This window comes from Vibrio sp. 1-2 (7-a) (assembly GCF_013048515.1).
Classification (GTDB): Bacteria; Pseudomonadota; Gammaproteobacteria; order Enterobacterales; family Vibrionaceae; genus Vibrio; species Vibrio diabolicus.
Window position 1 is genome coordinate 17,159 of sequence record NZ_VHSQ01000006.1, and the last position, 18,210, is coordinate 35,368.

The window sequence follows — 18,210 nt, forward strand, 5'->3', positions numbered from 1 at the left end:
GGGGATTCTGATAAGATGTCCGCAGTTAACCCAAAAATTTGAATTACCATGAATAAAAATAAGTTTGTGAAATCTATTCTCGTTTCTTCGGTTGCCCTTTCTGCAACTTTCGCTCAATCTGCTCTTGCATCACCTATCGTTGTTCCAGATGCCCCTCAAATCGCGGCGAAGGGCTACGTACTGATGGATTACCATTCAGGTAAAGTACTGGCAGAGAAAGAGATGAACACAAAGTTGTCTCCAGCCAGTCTGACTAAGATGATGACAAGCTACGTAATCGGCCAAGAACTAGCGCGTGGTAATATCTCAGAAGATGATGATGTCACCATCAGTAAAAATGCATGGGCGAAAAACTTCCCTGAATCATCAAAAATGTTCATTGAAGTGGGCACAACTGTAAAAGTACGTGACCTAAACCGCGGTATCATCGTCCAGTCTGGTAACGATGCCTGTGTAGCAATGGCTGAACACATTGCAGGCTCAGAAGATGCGTTTGTTGACCTAATGAACGCTTGGGCCAACACACTAGGTATGACGAACTCACACTTTGCCAACGTTCATGGCTTAGATAACGCCGAGCTGTACTCGACACCATACGACATGGCATTGCTAGGTAAAGCCCTGATCCGTGACGTACCAAATGAGTACCGCGTGTACTCAGAGAAGAAATTCACTTACAACGGCATCACCCAATACAACCGTAACGGTCTACTTTGGGATAAGAGCATGAACGTTGACGGCATCAAAACGGGTCACACAAGCAATGCAGGTTACAGCCTAGTAAGTTCAGCGACTGAAGGCCAAATGCGTTTGGTTGCGGTCGTAATGGGCACGAAAGATGCCAATGCTCGTAAGTCAGAAAGCAAAAAGCTACTAAGCTACGGCTTCCGTTTCTTCGAAACAGTAGCACCGCACAAAGCAGGTGAAACGTTCGTTGAAGAAAAAGTGTGGATGGGCAACAAAGACACTGTAGCGTTGGGCCTTGACCAAGACACTTACGTAACACTACCACGTGGTGAAGCGAAAAACCTAAAAGCCAGCTTCGTCCTTGAAAAAGAGCTAGAAGCCCCAATTAATAAAGGTGATGTAGTTGGTAAGCTATACTATCAGATCGATGGTGAAGATATTGCCGAATACCCACTAATGGCACTAGAAACCGTAGAGCAAGGTAGTCTATTTAGCCGCATGTGGGATTACATCGTATTGTTATTCAAGAGCTTCTTCTAAGAAGAACGTTAGAGTAGCAAACTTATTCGCAAAGCCGCCTGAAAGGGCGGCTTTTTAAGTTTGAGATCCTCGTCTTGAGTTCCCCCTAATTTGACTGTACTATTTCGCACCGCAACGAATATCTACTGGAGTTATCGATATGCTAACCATCAACTCTGATGCAAAATTAAAAGACCTGCTTGAGTTCCCTTGTTCATTTACTTACAAGGTAATGGGTCATGCAAAGCCTGAACTTCCAGAGCTTGTTCTTGAAGTTATTCAGCGCCATGCTCCAGGTGACTACAGCCCGACCGTTAAACCAAGTGCTAAGGGCAACTACCACTCGGTATCAATCAACATCACTGCGACGTCTATCGAGCAAGTTGAGACGCTATACAAAGAGTTAGGTGAAATTGACATCGTGCGCATGGTTCTATAATTTTTTGATAGATTAAATTTTTTTTGAAAGCAGCTTCGGCTGCTTTCTTTTTATTTATCAATCAGATAACAAAACTTTACATCGCTTTCAGTTAAAAATCTGTTACTCAGCGGTAGAGCATCAGGGTTATCCGGTTTATAATCCAAAAACTTTATATATTAGCAACAGGAATTCCCATGCAACACCAACTTGTTGTAAAACGACTTGGCCGCCAAGACTATGAGCCTGTATGGAAGGCGATGCATGAGTTCACCGACCAACGCACAGAAGAAACCCCTGATGAAGTCTGGTTGGTAGAACATAATCCAGTATTTACGCAAGGTCAGGCAGGTAAAGCTGAGCACCTTATTAACACTGGTGACATTCCTGTTGTACAAAGTGATCGCGGAGGCCAGGTTACGTATCATGGCCCTGGTCAGTTGGTCGCCTATTTCTTGATCAACTTACGCCGCAAAAAATTAGGTGTACGAGATCTCGTTACCACTATCGAGAACCTCGTGATCAACACGCTAAAAGCATACAATATCGATTCGGCCGCGCGACCTGACGCACCAGGCGTTTACGTTGACGGTAAAAAAATATGCTCTCTCGGTTTACGCATTCGTAAAGGATGCTCGTTTCATGGCTTAGCCTTGAACGTAAATATGGATTTAACACCGTTTCTGCGTATTAACCCTTGTGGTTATGAAGGTATGGAAATGGTTCAGGTCAGCCAATTCGGCGGCCCAGACAATGTAGAAGCCGTAGAAAAACAATTAATAGAAGAACTCGTTACTTTGCTCGACTATGAGCAAGTAGAATTCAGCACAGAAGCACCTTCTCAAGGTAATAAAGCATGAGCAAACCAATCCAGATGGAAAAAGGCGTTAAATATCGTGACGCCGATAAAATGGCATTGATTCCCGTAAAGAACATGCCTACAGAGCAGAAAGAAGTGCTACGTAAGCCTGATTGGATGAAGATCAAGCTACCAGCCGACAGCCAACGAATTCAAGACATCAAGGCGGCGATGCGCAAGAATAAACTTCACTCCGTATGTGAAGAAGCATCTTGCCCTAACCTAGCGGAATGTTTTAACCACGGTACAGCTACCTTCATGATCCTAGGTGCCATTTGTACTCGTCGTTGTCCTTTCTGTGACGTTGCTCATGGCCGCCCATTACCACCGGAAGCAGAAGAGCCTCAAAAACTGGCGAAAACCATCGCCGATATGAAGCTGAAATACGTAGTAATCACTTCTGTAGACCGTGACGATCTGCGTGATGGTGGTGCACAGCACTTTGCCGACTGTAACCGCGAGATCCGTGCGTTGAACCCGCATATTAAGATTGAAACTCTGGTTCCTGACTTCCGTGGTCGTATGGACGTAGCGCTTGATCTAATGAAAGATAACCCGCCAGATGTCTTCAACCACAACCTAGAAACAGCGCCACGTCTTTACCGTAAAGCTCGCCCAGGTGCAAACTACAAGTGGTCGCTGGAGCTTCTTAAGAAGTTCAAAGAGCAGCATCCAAATGTACCGACCAAATCTGGTTTGATGATGGGTCTTGGTGAAACCAAAGAAGAAATCATCGAAGTACTGAAAGATCTACGCGCACACGGCGTAACGATGCTGACTCTAGGTCAGTACTTAGCGCCAAGCCGTCACCACTTGCCAGTAGAGCGTTACGTTCCGCCATCAGAGTTTGACGAGCTAAAAGAAGTTGCACTAGAGCTTGGCTTCACGCACGCAGCGTGTGGTCCATTTGTTCGCTCTTCTTACCATGCCGATATGCAGGCTCAAGGCATCGAGATTAAATAAGCACTCGCTTATTTTGAAGAGAAAAGGTTGGCTCAGTGCCAACCTTTTTTGTATCAATCAAATGGTGATAAAAAGCCATTCTACCTCCGTCATTCTGAACAGCGAGGAACGAGCGTGATTGAGAATCAGTTTCCAACGTACTGATGATTTTTTGGGAAACGCTGAGTAAAAGAGTGTGCCTCAACAAGATTCCTGATCTCGCCTAGGCTCGTCGGAATGACGCGGTTTGGATATATTGAAAGGGACAAGTGTTGGTAGCCATCTCCTTATCACACACTCTTCGCTATATCTCATTCCAAACGCCAGACAAACAAAAAGGCCCTCAATTGAGGACCTTTAGTATATCAATGTTCAAAATAGACGAGTCGAGTTCTAGGAGAACACACGGAGTTTGCGCGAGCAAATGAGTATGTTCGACACCGAAATCGACTCATTCTATGAAGAACAGTTAGGCGTAAACCGGTAGACGCTTACAAATTTCGAGCACTTTCTGTTTAGTCGCTTCGATAACTTCTTCGTTACCGATGTTATCTAGAACGTCACACATCCAGTTTGCTAGCTCTTTTGCATCTTCTTCAGTGAAGCCACGGCGAGTGATCGCTGGCGTACCTACACGGATACCAGACGTTACGAATGGGCTGCGTGGGTCATTTGGTACCGAGTTTTTGTTCACTGTGATGTTTGCTGCACCTAGTGCCGCGTCCGCGTCTTTACCAGTGATGTCTTTGTCGATCAAGTCTACAAGGAACAAGTGGTTTTCTGTGCCGTTAGATACGATTTTGTAGCCACGCTCTTGGAATTGATCAACCATTGCTTTTGCGTTTTTCACTACGCGAGCTTGGTAAGCTTTGAACTCTGGCTCCATCGCTTCTTTGAACGCTACGGCTTTACCAGCGATAACGTGCATTAGAGGGCCACCTTGACCACCAGGGAACACTGCTGAGTTCAATTTCTTGTACATATCTTCGCCAGCATTTGACAAGATAAGACCACCGCGAGGACCTGCTAGTGTTTTGTGCGTCGTTGTTGTTACCACGTGAGCGTGTGGAACAGGTGTTGGGTATTCGCCTGCTGCGATAAGACCCGCTACGTGCGCCATATCAACGAAAAGGTAAGCATCTACTTTGTCCGCGATTTCACGCATGCGCTTCCAATCAACGATTTGCGAGTAAGCAGAGAAACCACCGATGATCATCTTAGGCTTGTGCTCAAGCGCTAGCTGTTCCATCTCATCGTAGTTAATTTGACCCGCTTCATCGATACCGTAAGGGATAACGTTGTAGTGCTTACCAGAGAAGTTAACTGGAGAACCGTGAGTCAGGTGACCACCGTGCGCTAGGCTCATGCCTAGAACTGTATCGCCTGGGTTAAGAAGCGCCATGTAAACCGCGCTGTTTGCTTGAGAACCTGAGTGAGGCTGTACGTTCGCGTATTCACAACCGAACAGTTTGCATGCACGGTCGATAGCAAGTTGTTCCGCTTTATCTACGTACTCACAACCGCCGTAGTAACGCTTGCCTGGGTAGCCTTCAGCGTATTTGTTCGTTAGCTGAGAACCTTGCGCTTCCATTACACGTGGGCTTGTGTAGTTTTCAGAAGCGATAAGTTCAATGTGTTCTTCCTGGCGAAGAGTTTCTTCCTGGATAGCTGCGAACAGTTCCGCATCGTAATCTGCGATGTTCATATCACGCTTAAGCATCTGTATCTCCTGACTCAGATTAGTACTGAAAGTTGCAAAAAAACTGTTGAATGACCCTACGCAAACGTTTTCGTCACCCTAATGGCGCGCATTCTACATAATTTGATCTGGGTCATAAAGAGAAATTTACAATTTTTCTCATGCAGTTTTTTCATGATGGCAAGCAATCTGTATCACGCCCGCATTGCAATTGCATAACGACGATCTATTGCCTGTCAATTTTGTGCTTTACACCCTGTAAAACAGCAATTACATAGGTTTACCGTAAATTTTACCCTCTAGCTACCGAAAAGATCATCTTTTTATTACTATGCACGCCTTATTTATCACTAATGACTGCAACATTGATGGAAAAACACTCATTAAAAGAAGACTGGATAGCGATTCTCACGGGTACTTTTTTGGTAGCTCAAGGCGTTTTCTTTCTCCAATCCGCAAACCTCCTAACAGGGGGGACGACAGGATTGGCTCTGCTTATTAGCCAATTTACACCTTTTACGTTTGGTGTGCTGTACTTTTTAGCAAACAGTCCCTTTTACTTGCTAGCATGGAAACGCTTCGGCCGTCATTTCGCCATTAATAGTGCCATTTCTGGCGCTTTGGTTTCTATCTTTGCCGATCATCTTTATTTGCTAATCTCGCTCGAATCGGTAAATGAAGTTTATTGTGCCGTCGCAGGTGGGCTTTTAATGGGACTCGGTATGCTGATCTTGTTCCGACATCGCTCCAGCTTAGGTGGCTTTAACGTGCTGTGTTTATTTATTCAGGACAAATTTGGCATTTCAGTTGGCAAAAGCCAAATGGCAATCGATGCGTGCATCCTGTTTGCGTCATTCTTCTTTGTCACTCCAGAAGTAATTGGTCTTTCGATTTTGGGCGCGTTTGCACTGAATGTCGTGTTAGCGATGAACCATAAGCCTCATCGCTATTCCGTGACCTACGGTTCATAAACTTTTGATGATAATTGGAGCGCAATTTATAAGATTTCGCGCTCCAATCGCTATATAATATTTCGCCATTTCCAAATAACGCGGTGCGGTATGCGCGATTTTTTGCAACAAGCCAAACAAACTCACAGTTGTATTGCGATTGGCGAGTTGGTCTATAATCCGAAGACACAAACTCTTCATCAAGACACTGTCGCGATTGATCTCGAACCTCGTACCATTGAGTTATTAGAGCTGCTGCTAACAAGCGTGGGACATCCGCTCTCTGCCGATACCATTATCGAAACCATTTGGCAGAGCAAATTCATCTCTAAGAATGTACTCACTAACCGCATTAGCACCTTACGTGCGCTGCTACAACAGCATCTCCCCGAGTACGATGCGACTAAGCTCTTGGTCACCTACCCTCGCAAAGGTTACTTTCTAAACCCTGCGAATATCCGTTTAGTGCCACCAGCGAAAAACCATCGACGTGCTATTACAGCTCAAGTTGAGAACCGTAAGAACATCAAGCTGATTTTGGCTTATAGCTTATGTGCCGTACTTGTGGTTTGTAGCGTGACGCTCGCAAGCTTGTTATGGCAACGCCAAGAGATTTCAACGCAGCAAACGCGTCATCAGTTACTTATCCCCAAAGTCGAGTTGCTGCTCAACCGTGTCGATGCGATTGGCTCCCAAGCAAGAAAATATCGCATACTGGTCAAAGCCATCTTGCTGCAACAACAGGTCGAATATCCATACACCGACATCGCCAACCAAGACGCTCCCAGTTACTTTCTTGATCCTATCGGTCATACGCCGTATTTCCCTGGCGCGCGAAACATGCAGACCAGTGATTACGAACTCAACATAGAGTTAAAAGACGGCGCAGAGCAAGGCACCTTGAAAGCTCAGATGAACCTTATTTATCCTGCGACAGGGAAACTGGCGTTTCGCAACGAATACACACTGCGCTTATCCGACCTACAATCGGATATCTTCCAAATTCACTCAGATGTCGCGCAATACTTCAACTTGCCTGCACCTTCGGCAAGCACATGGCAGCTGTCAGACGTTCACCAAAAAATGCTGTTTGAGAATGTCTTTTCTAACCAACCTCTCCAACAAGCTGATGAGTTTGCAGCGATCACAACCGCAAGGCATCTCGCTTTGTACGAGCAAGAACCTCAAAAGCTGGAAGCGTATTTGACGCAAGTGCAGTCGTCGTTCGATGTTTTGCCAGATGAGCTAAGCCTCTGGTTGGGCGTATTGCATTTCAAACTAGGTAACCTAGACCGAGCAAAAGTTCTGCTAACCACTCCAGATGGCGACTCACGTATTCAAAACGCGCTGATTTATACGTTTGTGTCTCACATCGCTTATAAACAAAACAAACTCGAACAGTTCCGTCTCAACTACATGGAATCACTGGTGGCACTGCTGCGCGTTTTACCTTCCGAGACATTGTTTGAACGTCTTTCTCAATCTGAATCGAAAGAAACTTGCCTTCAACCATGGAAAACGTTGCATGTCAGTTTGACCGTTCAAGAAATTATCAGCCGATGGAAAGCGCTCATCAACGAGTATTGCACCAACGTAGCTAACGAAATAAGCCCAAATAAAACAAAGACCTAAATATAAAATTAAGCTTTCGTTAAGCCCTATTAGCTTTTGTTTTTTGCCCTTTTTAGCTCATTAAACTTAGCATGCTCGCATTCAAGCAACGGCCCAACATGAAGCGGCCTAATCAATCAGGAATGTAAACCATGCTAAACAAAATGACGCTTATCGCAGCAGCAACTCTGGCTCTTTACGGCTGTGGCGGTGGTTCATCTTCTGGCAGTGCTAATCCAAACAAAGTGCCTCAAGAAAGTTTCGACATCGCGATTCAAAACTCAATCTTCGCTCCCACGCCAAGCACACAACTAAACTACGCGTTTAGCCTGGATGGCCAACCTGAAGGCGAGATGAAACTGAGTTTCCAAGCGATGGATAACGAGCAATTGTTGGCAGCATTGGCACAAATCCCAAACAGCGAAGCAATGGTCCAGTTGGTTAATGACTTGGTGAACTACGGCGCCAAACAGTTCTACTATTCTGACGAACAGTACAACGACGATGAAGAGAGCAATACGCTTTATTTTGCAGGCTCTGATGGCGCACTTCATGAAGTCACCGACGCTTATTCCATTAACCAGCAGTTTGTTGCCATGCTGATGCACAGCAGCCCTATTTTCCGTCTCAACGGTGACGACGTAAAAGAGAAAAGCCCGAACATTGATATCGGTGAAGAGACCATATCTCTGCAAACCACTCTAACAGGCTACGCAGTTCACAACCTACTAGACAGTTTTGAAGAGCATGAGTGGGTGCAAAACCTGCCAATGACAGCATCTTGCCAAATGGTTTGGCAGCAGCAAATCCGAGAGACTGGCGTACGTAAAACGTTCTCAATTTCAAGCAAGAAAATTGAAGCGGCGTACCTGACGGAAGAGAATACTTACAACCTAAACTGCGATGGTATGGACTCAATGGAGTTCGCCACTTCGGCAGAACGTTGGTTTAACCCGAGCTTAGGTCTGATTGAGCAAATCGAACTGCTAAAAGTACAACAAGTACAAATCAATGAAGAGAAAGTGCTGCTAACAGCAATTGAAGCAAAATAAGCCTGTACTCCACAAGTATCTCGCATCTCAATAAAAAAGGCTTTGGGGAGCACACCAAAGCCTTTATCTCGAACATCAATCTTAGGGGGTGACACCCGAGTTTATTCTTCTATCAATAAAATACGAGTTTCGTAAGGTCGTAATACTTGATGGTTTGACGCGACTGCACTCGCTGAGTTTTGATAGTTAGATAGCAAGTTTTTCGCTTTACTCATATCAAAACGTTCTGGCAGAACGCATTCCACCTCTTCAGCGTAGTAGTTATTGATACACAGCAGTGTTTGTTTGTCGTTCTGGCGAGCGTAAGCAAAAATGCGTTGATGCTCTGGCAATAAATCTTCATAACAGCCATCAGTGATCACCGAAACCTGTTTACGTAGCTCAATCAAACGTTTGTAGAAATAGAACACCGAGTTTAAATCAGCAACCGCAGCTTCTGCGTTGATTTCAGAGTAGTTCTGCGCCACTTCAAGCCACGGTGTGCCTTCGGTAAAACCGGCGTGCTTTTGGCTGTTCCATTGCATTGGCGTACGTGAGTTATCACGCGACTTCTGCGCCAAAATCGCCATCATCTCCTCGTGTGATACACCATCGCGGTTAACCATGATGTCGTACATGTTGGTGCTTTCTACGTCGCGGTACTGGCTGATCTCAGTGTAACCTGGGTTGGTCATGCCAATCTCTTCCCCTTGGTAAACATAAGGTGTGCCTTGCATCATGTGTACAGACGCCGCCAGCATCTTGGCAGATTCGACGCGGTATTGTTTATCATCGCCTAAGCGGCTTACCACACGAGGTTGATCGTGGTTACACCAGAACAGCGCGCCCCACCCTTTGCCATTTAAGCCCGTTTGCCAATGGTTGAAGATCTGCTTTAACTGAATGAAATCAAATGGCGCTTTGGTCCATTTTTCACCATTCGGATAATCGACTTTCAGATGATGAAAGTTGAACACCATGGATAGCTCTTTGCCGTCTAGCGAAGAGTATTGCTGGCAGTGCTCTAGCGTGGTGGAAGACATTTCACCCACCGTCACGCTGCCGTACTTTTGGAACACGGCTTCGCTGATTTCTTGCAGATATTCGTGCACGCGAGGACCATCAGTATAGAAACGACGGCCATCGCCAATATCATCGCTTGGGAAATCTTGTTGTTTAGAAATCAGGTTGATGACATCAAGACGGAAACCATCCACGCCTTTGTCTGCCCAGAAGCTGATGACTTCTTTGACTTCTTCGCGCACCACTGGGTTTTCCCAGTTCAAATCCGCCTGCTCTTTAGCAAAAAGGTGCAAGTAGTACTGGCCTGTTTTTTCATCCAGCGCCCAAGCGTTGCCACCAAACTTTGATTGCCAGTTGTTTGGTTCAGCACCATCTACCGGATCTTTCCAGATGTAGTAATCACGGTATGGGCTGTTTTTATCACCCAGTGCGGATTGGAACCACTTGTGTTCTGTCGACGTGTGGTTCACTACTATGTCCATGATGATACGAATGCCCAACTGATGCGCTTCTGCTAGCAAAGTTTCAAAATCTTGCATCGTGCCGAACTCAGGGTTGATCGAGTAGTAATCGGAGATGTCATAACCGTTGTCGATCATTGGCGATTGGTAAACCGGCGTCAGCCAAATCGCATCCACACCAAGGTGCTTAAGATAATCCAGCTTAGAAATGATCCCTTTGATGTCGCCCGTGCCTTTACTGCCACTGTCACAAAAGCTTTTTGGGTAAATTTGATAGATGGTTGCGGTTTTCCACCAGCTCTCATCATGCTTGGTCATAGCCATTTCTAACACTCACTTACCAGTAATCGGAAACTTAAAATTTGAAAAGAAAAATAGGAGGAGGCAGCCAAGTCACTGCCTCAAATTGAATTACGCGTTTGCCGGCTCAAGCTCACCTTTGGCTTGTGCACGCTTATAAAGAATTAACGTTAATGCAGCAGGTACCAGCATTGCGACTAACATCGCCAGAGCAAAAATGCCCCAGAACTGCGGTTGGATAGATAAGATGCCCGGCAAACCGCCCACACCGATACCGTTCGCCATGACGCCCGCACTACCACAAATAGCAGCAGCACACGCACTACCGATCATCGCGCTCAGCATTGGGAACTTGTATTTCAAGTTGATGCCGTACATCGCCGGTTCAGTCACGCCAAGGTAAGCAGAGATAGCCGCAGGCACTGAGATATCACGCTCGCCGTGTTTTTTACTGATGATAATGATGCCAACCACTGCCGATGCTTGAGCAATGTTTGAAAGTGCAATCAGAGGCCAAATTGGCGTACCGCCTAGCTCTTGCATCAGTTGAAGGTCTACCGCGTTGGTGGTGTGGTGAATACCAGTAATGACCAATGGCGCGTATAGGAAGCCGAAGATGGTTGAGCCAATCATCGCGAAGTCACCCGTCATGGCCGCTTTTGCTGCGAATGCCACGCCATCACCCAACATGCGACCAAATGGACCAATGATCGAGTGCGCAAGAATCACAGACACAATGATAGAAACAAACGGTACTACTACTAGGTAAAGGTAAGACGGAATGATGCGTTTTAAGCGTGTTTCGATAAACGCCAGTGCGATACCTGCTAACATCGCGGGAATCACCTGCGCTTGGTAACCGACTTTCTCAATCGCAAACAACCCAAAGTCCCACACTTCAGGTACTTGCTTACCAATCAAGTACGCGTTCATTAACTGCGGCGAAACCAACGTCACACCGAGCGTGATGCCCAGAATCGGTGTACCACCGAGCTTTTTCACGGTCGACCAACACACACCAACGGGTAGGAAGAAGAAAATCGCTTCACCAATTAACCATAGGAATGAGTGAACAGTCGCCCAAAACTGACTGATTTCCGTTAGGGTTTGACCATCAAACATTTTGATGTCGCCAATCACATTACGGAAGCCAAGGATCAGACCACCAGTGATGATCGCAGGTAGCAACGGTACAAAGATTTCTGCAAGGTGGGAAATACCACGCTCAACAATATTCATGTTTTGGCGAGCAGCATTCTTGGATTCGTCTTTGCTGGCTTCACTTTTACCGCTTAGCTCGATCAGTACTTTGTAAACCTCATCAACTTCAGTGCCGATGACGACTTGGAATTGACCTGCGTTGGTAAAACAGCCTTTCACCATACGCAAGGCTTCTAACTGTTTCGTGTCCGCTTTGTCGGTATCATTTAGAACAAAACGCAAGCGAGTTAAACAGTGGCTTACACTGGCAATATTGTCCGGTCCCCCGACCAGCTCAATAAGACGCTCCACGTCTTTACGCGCAATCTTACTCATAACTTTGTCCACCCTGTATTGGATACATTCGATTCATCATTTTATTTTTATAAATGGGAACATTCCCATTTCTTAATTTTAATATTGCCACCCAAAGACAAAAAACAAAATGGGAACAGTCCCATTAATTGAGAATGATCACAGTATAATTTTAGAGCAAACCGTTGTAGTGTGGATTAGCGGCAAATAGGTTGTTGAGTGAAGTGAACGACTTCTTCATCGCCATTTAATTGATTAATCAGCATCTTAGCGGACTTTTCACCCGCAAGGGTATAACCTGGGTCAACACTAAATACTTTAGGGAAAAGAAAAGAAAGCAACTCGTTACCACCCACGCCTGTTACTACCACATCTTCACGGCCTAACTCTTGAAGACGCTTAATTACGCCCAATGCAATGGTATCGCTGGCACACACAATGGCTTGCGTGTCTGCTTTTAGAACGTGATCCACCAACTGATAAGCACTTTCATGGCTAAGCTTACCGGTTTGGAAACAAGGTGTGAGTTGTTTACGTTGACACCAAGCTTTATAAGCATTTAAACGCGCCAAGCCTGTGGTTTTGTCTTCAGGATCAACACCAATATAAGCAATGCGAGAGAGAGATTGCTGCTCAAGATGAGACAAAGCCATGTCTATCACACCTTGGTTGTCGTAGTTGATCGAAGAAACCATTTGCGTGTCCATCGCGATCACGACGATACGATTCCCCCACTCGGCTAAGGCTTGCTCATCACATCCAGTAAAGCCAAACACGATCACCCCATCGACATTGCGACGTTTAAGCACATCCAAATGCTCATTAGTTTTATCGCGATCGAATTGGCTCTCCATGATCACCACGTCGTACCCTGCTGAGTACAAAGCGTTGAGCATGGTCCCAACAGCGCGGTTTTCTGATGGTGAATCTAAACGAGAGATGATCACGCCGATCACCTTTTGACTGCCACCGCGCATCGACTGCGCAGACTTTGATGGGACGTAGCCTGATTCACGAATGATTTGCTCTACTTTCTCTCGCGTTTGAGGTTTCACTTTTGGATCGTTGGTAAGCACACGGCTTACTGTTGATTTGCCAACGCCTGCCAATTTCGCGATATCAAGAATGGTGAGTTTTTTGCTCATAAGTGATCAAACTAGAATGGATGAATGCTTAGGTGACTGAACTTTAACAGTAATAAGAGAAAAGGGAAGCAAACGCTTCCCTTAAATATGCGAATTGTGCAGATTATTTCTTTAAATATGCAGGCACGTCAGCAACACTATCAAGCACAACCGTTGCTAATGCTTCACCTTGCTCAGTAACAGGCTTACCTGTGCGCACCAAAATCTTGGTGCCAACGCCCGCGGCTTCTGCTGCCATCATGTCTTCGGCTTTATCACCAATCATCACAGATTTTTCCATGTCGATTTTCAAGAAGTCGCGAGCAGAGATAAACATACCAGGCTTAGGCTTGCGGCAATCACAATCCTGCTTGTAATCCCCAATGCCATGTTCAGGGTGATGTGGACAGTAGTAGATACCATCAAACTCAACACCATGATCAACAAAGTTCCAGTCCATCCATTGAGTCAGAGACAAGAAACGGTCTTCACTGAATTTACCACGTGCGATGCCCGATTGATTCGTCACTAGCACTAAGAGGTAACCTTGATCTTTCAGCGCTTTCGTCGCTTCAAACACACCATCAATGTACTCAAAATCATGTTCGTCATGAACGTAGCCGTGGTCAACGTTTATCACGCCATCACGATCGATAAAAACAGCAGGTTTTGCCAAAACATATTTCTCTATTAACTCGGTTTAATCAGATTATTACATACCTTATAAACTTCAACACTATCTAATTCATTCTAGGCCTCGACAAAACAGTTGATTTGTTGGGCAAGAATCGGTAATTCTGAGGGGGTTCTCCACTTATCTTCTCCTCGTAACTTACTCCTCATTCTCTTCAAAATAGAACATCTATACATTTAGACGTCTAGACGTAAAAATATCTATTGACTTCATTCTGGTTAACCCATAGCATCAACTGAGAAGTGAGATAAAGCTCAACATTAAGTTCTGTCAAAGGCCGTTTTTGACAGCGAAGTTCCCCGTATCTTTGGGCAGGTTGAAACATGATAGAAATAAAAAACGTTAATAAAGTGTTCTACCAAGGCAGTAAGGAAATCCTTGCCCTGAAAGACATTAACCTACACATCGCCAAGGGCACCATCTTCGGTGTTATCGGTTCATCTGGTGCTGGTAAAAGTACGCTGATCCGCTGCGTAAACATGTTAGAAGCACCAACATCTGGCTCCATCATCGTTGATGGCATTGATTTAACAAAACTCAGCAAAAAGCAGTTGGTCGAAACGCGCCGTAACATCGGCATGATCTTCCAGCATTTTAATCTGCTCTCGTCTCGTACTGTGTTTGATAACGTGGCGCTACCACTGGAACTGGCAGGCAAAGACAAATCGCAAATCACAACAAAAGTCACTGAGTTACTAAAACTTGTTGGCTTAGCCGACAAACACGAAAGCTATCCGTCCAACCTAAGTGGCGGTCAAAAACAACGTGTGGCTATTGCTCGCGCATTGGCATCCGATCCAAGCGTACTACTGTGTGACGAAGCCACTAGCGCACTGGATCCTGCAACAACTCAATCTATCCTTGAGCTATTGAAAGAGATCAACCGCAAACTCAACATCACGATTCTACTGATCACCCACGAAATGGAAGTGGTAAAAAGTATCTGTCACGAAGTGGCGATCATCGGTGGTGGTGAATTGGTGGAGAAAGGCACCGTTGGCGATATTTTCGCGCACCCTAAAACGGAGCTGGCGCACCAATTCATTCGCTCAACGCTGGATCTATCCATTCCTGAAGATTACCAAGCACGTCTGCAAGCAGAGCGTGTTGAAGGCAGCTACCCATTAGTTCGCTTAGAGTTTACCGGCGCAACCGTCGATGCACCGCTAATGTCGCAAATTTCTCGTAAATACAATATTGATGTGAGTATTTTGAGCTCCGATCTTGATTACGCTGGCGGCGTGAAATTCGGCATGATGGTCGCAGAGCTATTTGGTAACGAAGAAGATGACAACGCAGCACTGGAATACCTGCGTAAGCACAACGTAAAAGTAGAGGTACTTGGTTATGTCCTTTAATACAATCTCTGAATGGCTGAGTTTAAACAGCAAACTACTTTTAGGTGCAACGTGGGAAACGCTTTACATGGTTGTGGTTGCCGGATTAGTCGGCTTTGCCGTGGGTATTCCATTAGGCGTAATCCTCCATATTACTAAGAAAGGCGGCCTACTTGAAAACACCAAACTAAATAGCAGCTTAGGCGCTGTCGTTAACATTGGTCGTTCTGTGCCATTCCTCGTCCTGATGGTTGCGATTATTCCAGTGACAAAAATGCTAGTTGGAACCTTTATCGGTACAACCGCAGCAATCGTCCCACTGACTATTGGTGCCATTCCGTTTGTTGCACGTCTTATTGAAGGTGCTTTGTTAGAGGTACCAACAGGCTTGGTGGAAGCAGCGCAGTCAATGGGGGCGACACCAACACAGATCATCACAAAAGTTCTACTACCTGAAGCAATGCCGACTATTGTTAACTCAGTAACGATCACCTTAGTCACTCTCGTTAGCTACTCGGCCATGGCGGGAACGGTAGGCGGCGGCGGCCTCGGCGACGTAGCCATCCGTTACGGTTTCCACCGCTACGATGTAACTATCATGGCTGTGACTGTCGTGATGCTGATTGTTCTAGTACAGATTATTCAGTCTATCGGTGACGCAGTGGTGCGCCGTGTAGACCACAGATAAGCATTGAAAATACAAATTATAAGGAGATAAAGATGAAATTTAGCCTTAAAGGTCTTTTGACTGTAGCAACGGCCGCTTCTGCTCTTGTTCTAGCGGGTTGTGGCGACAAAGAAGTAGACGTAAATAAAGTAAAAGTTGGCGTTATTGCTGGTGCTGAAGCACAAGTTGCCGAAGTGGCAGCTAAAGTAGCAAAAGAAAAGTACAACCTAGACGTTGAATTAGTAACATTTACCGATTACGTAACCCCAAACGCCGCTCTGGATGATGGTTCAGTAGACGCGAATGCGTTCCAACATAAACCATACCTAGACCAACAAGTGAAAGACCGCGGCTACAAACTGGCTATCGCGGGTAACTCATTCGTTTACCCTATTGCTGGTTACTCTAAGCAAGTGAAGTCAATCGATGAAATCCAAGATGGCGCACGCATCGCAGTTCCAAACGATCCAACAAACCTAGGTCGCTCACTACTGCTTCTTGAGCAACAAGGTTTGATTACGCTACGTGATGGCGTTGGTCTACTCGCTACAGTACGTGACATCGTAGGCAACCCTAAAAATATCGAAATCATTGAGTTAGAAGCGCCACAACTTCCACGTTCATTGGATGACGTAACGCTATCTATCATCAACACCACTTACGCAAGCTCTATCGACCTATCGCCAGAGCGTGACGGCGTGTTCGTTGAAGATAAAGACTCACCATACGTAAACCTAATTGTTGCTCGCGAAGAAAATGTTAATGCGCAAAACGTACAAAACTTCGTAAAAGCTTACCAAACGGAAGAAGTTTACGAAGCGGCAAAAGAGCTGTTCAAAGGCGGTGTTGTGAAAGGTTGGTAATCCCACTTTTCAAAACATTACCGAAAACAACGTTCTAAACACAAAAGGGCTGATGTGAAAACATCAGCCCTTTCTATTTGTCTATCTACCCATTTAAGTAACTTCGCTACTTAAGGTGGTCCCAAGAGATATTCGACACGATTCGGCAGTCATCACACTTAAAGTAAAATATGTCATGTAATGGCTCATCGAGTAGCCACTCTCCACCGCATTTTGGGCACTTGCGCGCTTTCTCGCTCTCCAGCGACTGACCGCCCACGCGATACTGGTAATAGTAAGTTGGAACCTTGGTGATGTATTCGATACGACCTCGCAAATCCCAACCGCGGCGGAACAACACACTGTCCACATCGCAAATCTCGTGCAGCGCCGCATGCTCTGCACGGCACCCGCCCGCCATTTGGATTTCATCGCACGCTTGCCATTCTGTCTGCCATTTGATGACGGCTTTATGGTCACCATTTAGCGTCGGCTCATTGCGATACAAAGGAATCGGCAACAACGTTTCCCCACTGCGCAATGGCGAACACGTATGAACATAAGTCGTGTACAACACTTGCCAGCTAGGGATCTCTTCTTCGGCCGCTTGTTCTGAATTTAAATCACGGCCAAGCATACGCATTTTCGGTGCAAGCAAAGACGCGTCTGACAAACGGTTCATGCACACTTTGACAAAATCTGAGTGATAACGTGGATGCAAACTGTCTTGCTCTGGGCAAACGACACGAACATAAAACTCGCCATCTCCCATCACTATCGGGAATTCTCGGCCTAGTACTTGGCCGTTATAACGCAACGCATCCATCAAGCCATTAATGGCTTTGTCTACCGCGCTGACGGTGGTGTTATCAAAACACTCAAACTGCAACTCAACAACGTACATATTTAGACAGCGGCCTCTAACTTGCTCAAGAACTCAGCCAATGAATCCGCCAGCACATCGCGTTTAGACGTACCTAAACGCTCTAAAATCACATTACCAGTGAGGTTACAAATCGAGATCACATCCATTTCCTCATCTGTCGCCGCAATAAATACCGTTGGTTTAAGTTTCAGACGACGTTGCGTCACCAAATGACCAAGAATATTTTCTTGTAGGCGCACAAAATCATCATCGCTCCACACTTGCAGCAGCGTCAACGAATTACCTTGCCAAGTTGCCTCCATATCGGCGCTGTATTGAGAACCATAAAAGGCTTTTACACCATCTTGCAGTGACAACTCAATAGCATTTTCCACATTAGTGAAATCGGCCATTTCATCACGTGCGACCGCTCTCCAAAGCACCTTTCCATCACGCTTCTCTTCGACACAAGGAGAAACAAGATCTGCAAGCTCTTCACTGCTTGGCAACTCATTATATTTAGCTTGCCAAGCTTGTTGGTAGCGCAGGCTGAACTCTTGTAGCGCCTGAGTAACGTTTTGGGTCATGAAGGTCTCCTCATTCCTTATTTATCAGATAGCCGTGTTTGCCAGATGGCAATTGACCAGCGGATTCAGTAAAATTCTC

The 18,210-nt window shown here is 45.6% G+C and carries 17 protein-coding genes; 10 read left to right on the forward strand and 7 right to left on the reverse strand.

Features of this window, described 5'->3' with window-relative positions; genetic code table 11:
* Window positions 1-48 precede the first annotated feature (48 nt).
* The 4 genes from FKN08_RS15910 to lipA all read left to right on the forward strand — a co-directional run bounded on the left by FKN08_RS15910 (window position 49) and on the right by lipA (window position 3,446).
* Complete coding sequence (locus tag FKN08_RS15910) at window positions 49-1,227, forward strand: serine hydrolase (RefSeq protein WP_012842069.1); 1,179 nt, start codon at window positions 49-51, stop codon at window positions 1,225-1,227.
* Between the two features lie 139 nt (window positions 1,228-1,366).
* Window positions 1,367-1,645: a DUF493 family protein YbeD gene (ybeD, locus tag FKN08_RS15915; RefSeq protein WP_005384135.1), complete on the forward strand. Its 279-nt coding sequence runs from the start codon at window positions 1,367-1,369 to the stop codon at window positions 1,643-1,645.
* Between the two features lie 176 nt (window positions 1,646-1,821).
* The gene (gene lipB, locus FKN08_RS15920) at window positions 1,822-2,484 is read left to right on the forward strand and encodes a lipoyl(octanoyl) transferase LipB (RefSeq protein WP_005391320.1); all 663 of its coding nucleotides are present in this window, start codon (window positions 1,822-1,824) and stop codon (window positions 2,482-2,484) included.
* Window positions 2,481-3,446, forward strand: coding sequence for a lipoyl synthase (lipA, locus tag FKN08_RS15925; protein ID WP_005384139.1), 966 nt, complete (start codon window positions 2,481-2,483; stop codon window positions 3,444-3,446). The genes lipB and lipA overlap by 4 nt, the downstream gene beginning before the upstream one ends.
* A gap of 448 nt (window positions 3,447-3,894) precedes the next feature.
* Here the strand turns inward: lipA and glyA are convergent, their stop codons facing one another.
* Window positions 3,895-5,145, reverse strand: coding sequence for a serine hydroxymethyltransferase (glyA, locus tag FKN08_RS15930; protein ID WP_170892513.1), 1,251 nt, complete (start codon window positions 5,143-5,145; stop codon window positions 3,895-3,897).
* 347 nt (window positions 5,146-5,492) lie between these two features.
* Here glyA and FKN08_RS15935 point away from each other — a divergent pair, with 347 nt between their 5' ends.
* The 3 genes from FKN08_RS15935 to FKN08_RS15945 all read left to right on the forward strand — a co-directional run bounded on the left by FKN08_RS15935 (window position 5,493) and on the right by FKN08_RS15945 (window position 8,737).
* Window positions 5,493-6,095 (forward strand): YitT family protein, encoded by a 603-nt coding sequence (locus FKN08_RS15935; protein ID WP_031780204.1) that lies wholly within the window; start codon window positions 5,493-5,495, stop codon window positions 6,093-6,095.
* 90 nt (window positions 6,096-6,185) lie between these two features.
* Entirely contained in the window at window positions 6,186-7,706 is a 1,521-nt protein-coding gene (locus FKN08_RS15940) for a winged helix-turn-helix domain-containing protein (RefSeq protein ID WP_170892514.1), read from the forward strand.
* Between the two features lie 131 nt (window positions 7,707-7,837).
* The gene (locus FKN08_RS15945) at window positions 7,838-8,737 is read left to right on the forward strand and encodes a hypothetical protein (protein WP_170892515.1); all 900 of its coding nucleotides are present in this window, start codon (window positions 7,838-7,840) and stop codon (window positions 8,735-8,737) included.
* A gap of 101 nt (window positions 8,738-8,838) precedes the next feature.
* Here the strand turns inward: FKN08_RS15945 and treC are convergent, their stop codons facing one another.
* From treC to gmhB, 4 genes are all read right to left on the reverse strand, one after another.
* Window positions 8,839-10,524, reverse strand: coding sequence for an alpha,alpha-phosphotrehalase (treC, locus tag FKN08_RS15950; RefSeq protein WP_170892516.1), 1,686 nt, complete (start codon window positions 10,522-10,524; stop codon window positions 8,839-8,841).
* 87 nt (window positions 10,525-10,611) lie between these two features.
* Window positions 10,612-12,036 (reverse strand): PTS trehalose transporter subunit IIBC, encoded by a 1,425-nt coding sequence (treB, locus tag FKN08_RS15955; protein ID WP_170892517.1) that lies wholly within the window; start codon window positions 12,034-12,036, stop codon window positions 10,612-10,614.
* A 176-nt stretch (window positions 12,037-12,212) separates the two neighbouring features.
* Complete coding sequence (gene treR, locus FKN08_RS15960) at window positions 12,213-13,160, reverse strand: trehalose operon repressor TreR (RefSeq protein ID WP_170892518.1); 948 nt, start codon at window positions 13,158-13,160, stop codon at window positions 12,213-12,215.
* Between the two features lie 103 nt (window positions 13,161-13,263).
* Window positions 13,264-13,815: a D-glycero-beta-D-manno-heptose 1,7-bisphosphate 7-phosphatase gene (gene gmhB, locus FKN08_RS15965; protein ID WP_048626100.1), complete on the reverse strand. Its 552-nt coding sequence runs from the start codon at window positions 13,813-13,815 to the stop codon at window positions 13,264-13,266.
* 341 nt (window positions 13,816-14,156) lie between these two features.
* On the opposite strand from gmhB, the gene metN reads away from it, so the two are divergent.
* From metN to FKN08_RS15980, 3 genes are read left to right on the forward strand one after another with little or no spacing between them, the layout of a single operon-like run.
* Window positions 14,157-15,191 carry a methionine ABC transporter ATP-binding protein MetN gene (gene metN / locus FKN08_RS15970; protein WP_047010146.1) on the forward strand — a complete coding sequence of 345 codons (1,035 nt, stop codon included), beginning with the start codon at window positions 14,157-14,159 and terminating at the stop codon, window positions 15,189-15,191.
* Complete coding sequence (locus FKN08_RS15975) at window positions 15,181-15,858, forward strand: methionine ABC transporter permease (RefSeq protein ID WP_170892519.1); 678 nt, start codon at window positions 15,181-15,183, stop codon at window positions 15,856-15,858. The genes metN and FKN08_RS15975 overlap by 11 nt, the downstream gene beginning before the upstream one ends.
* 32 nt (window positions 15,859-15,890) lie before the next feature.
* Window positions 15,891-16,700, forward strand: coding sequence for a MetQ/NlpA family lipoprotein (locus tag FKN08_RS15980; RefSeq protein ID WP_005391357.1), 810 nt, complete (start codon window positions 15,891-15,893; stop codon window positions 16,698-16,700).
* A gap of 106 nt (window positions 16,701-16,806) precedes the next feature.
* Here FKN08_RS15980 and FKN08_RS15985 read toward each other — a convergent pair whose 3' ends face one another.
* Window positions 16,807-17,583, reverse strand: coding sequence for a Zn-ribbon-containing protein (locus FKN08_RS15985; protein ID WP_170892520.1), 777 nt, complete (start codon window positions 17,581-17,583; stop codon window positions 16,807-16,809).
* Window positions 17,584-17,585: 2 nt separating this feature from the next.
* Window positions 17,586-18,131, reverse strand: coding sequence for a SecY-interacting protein (syd, locus tag FKN08_RS15990; RefSeq protein WP_170892521.1), 546 nt, complete (start codon window positions 18,129-18,131; stop codon window positions 17,586-17,588).
* Between the last annotated feature and the right edge of the window lie 79 nt (window positions 18,132-18,210).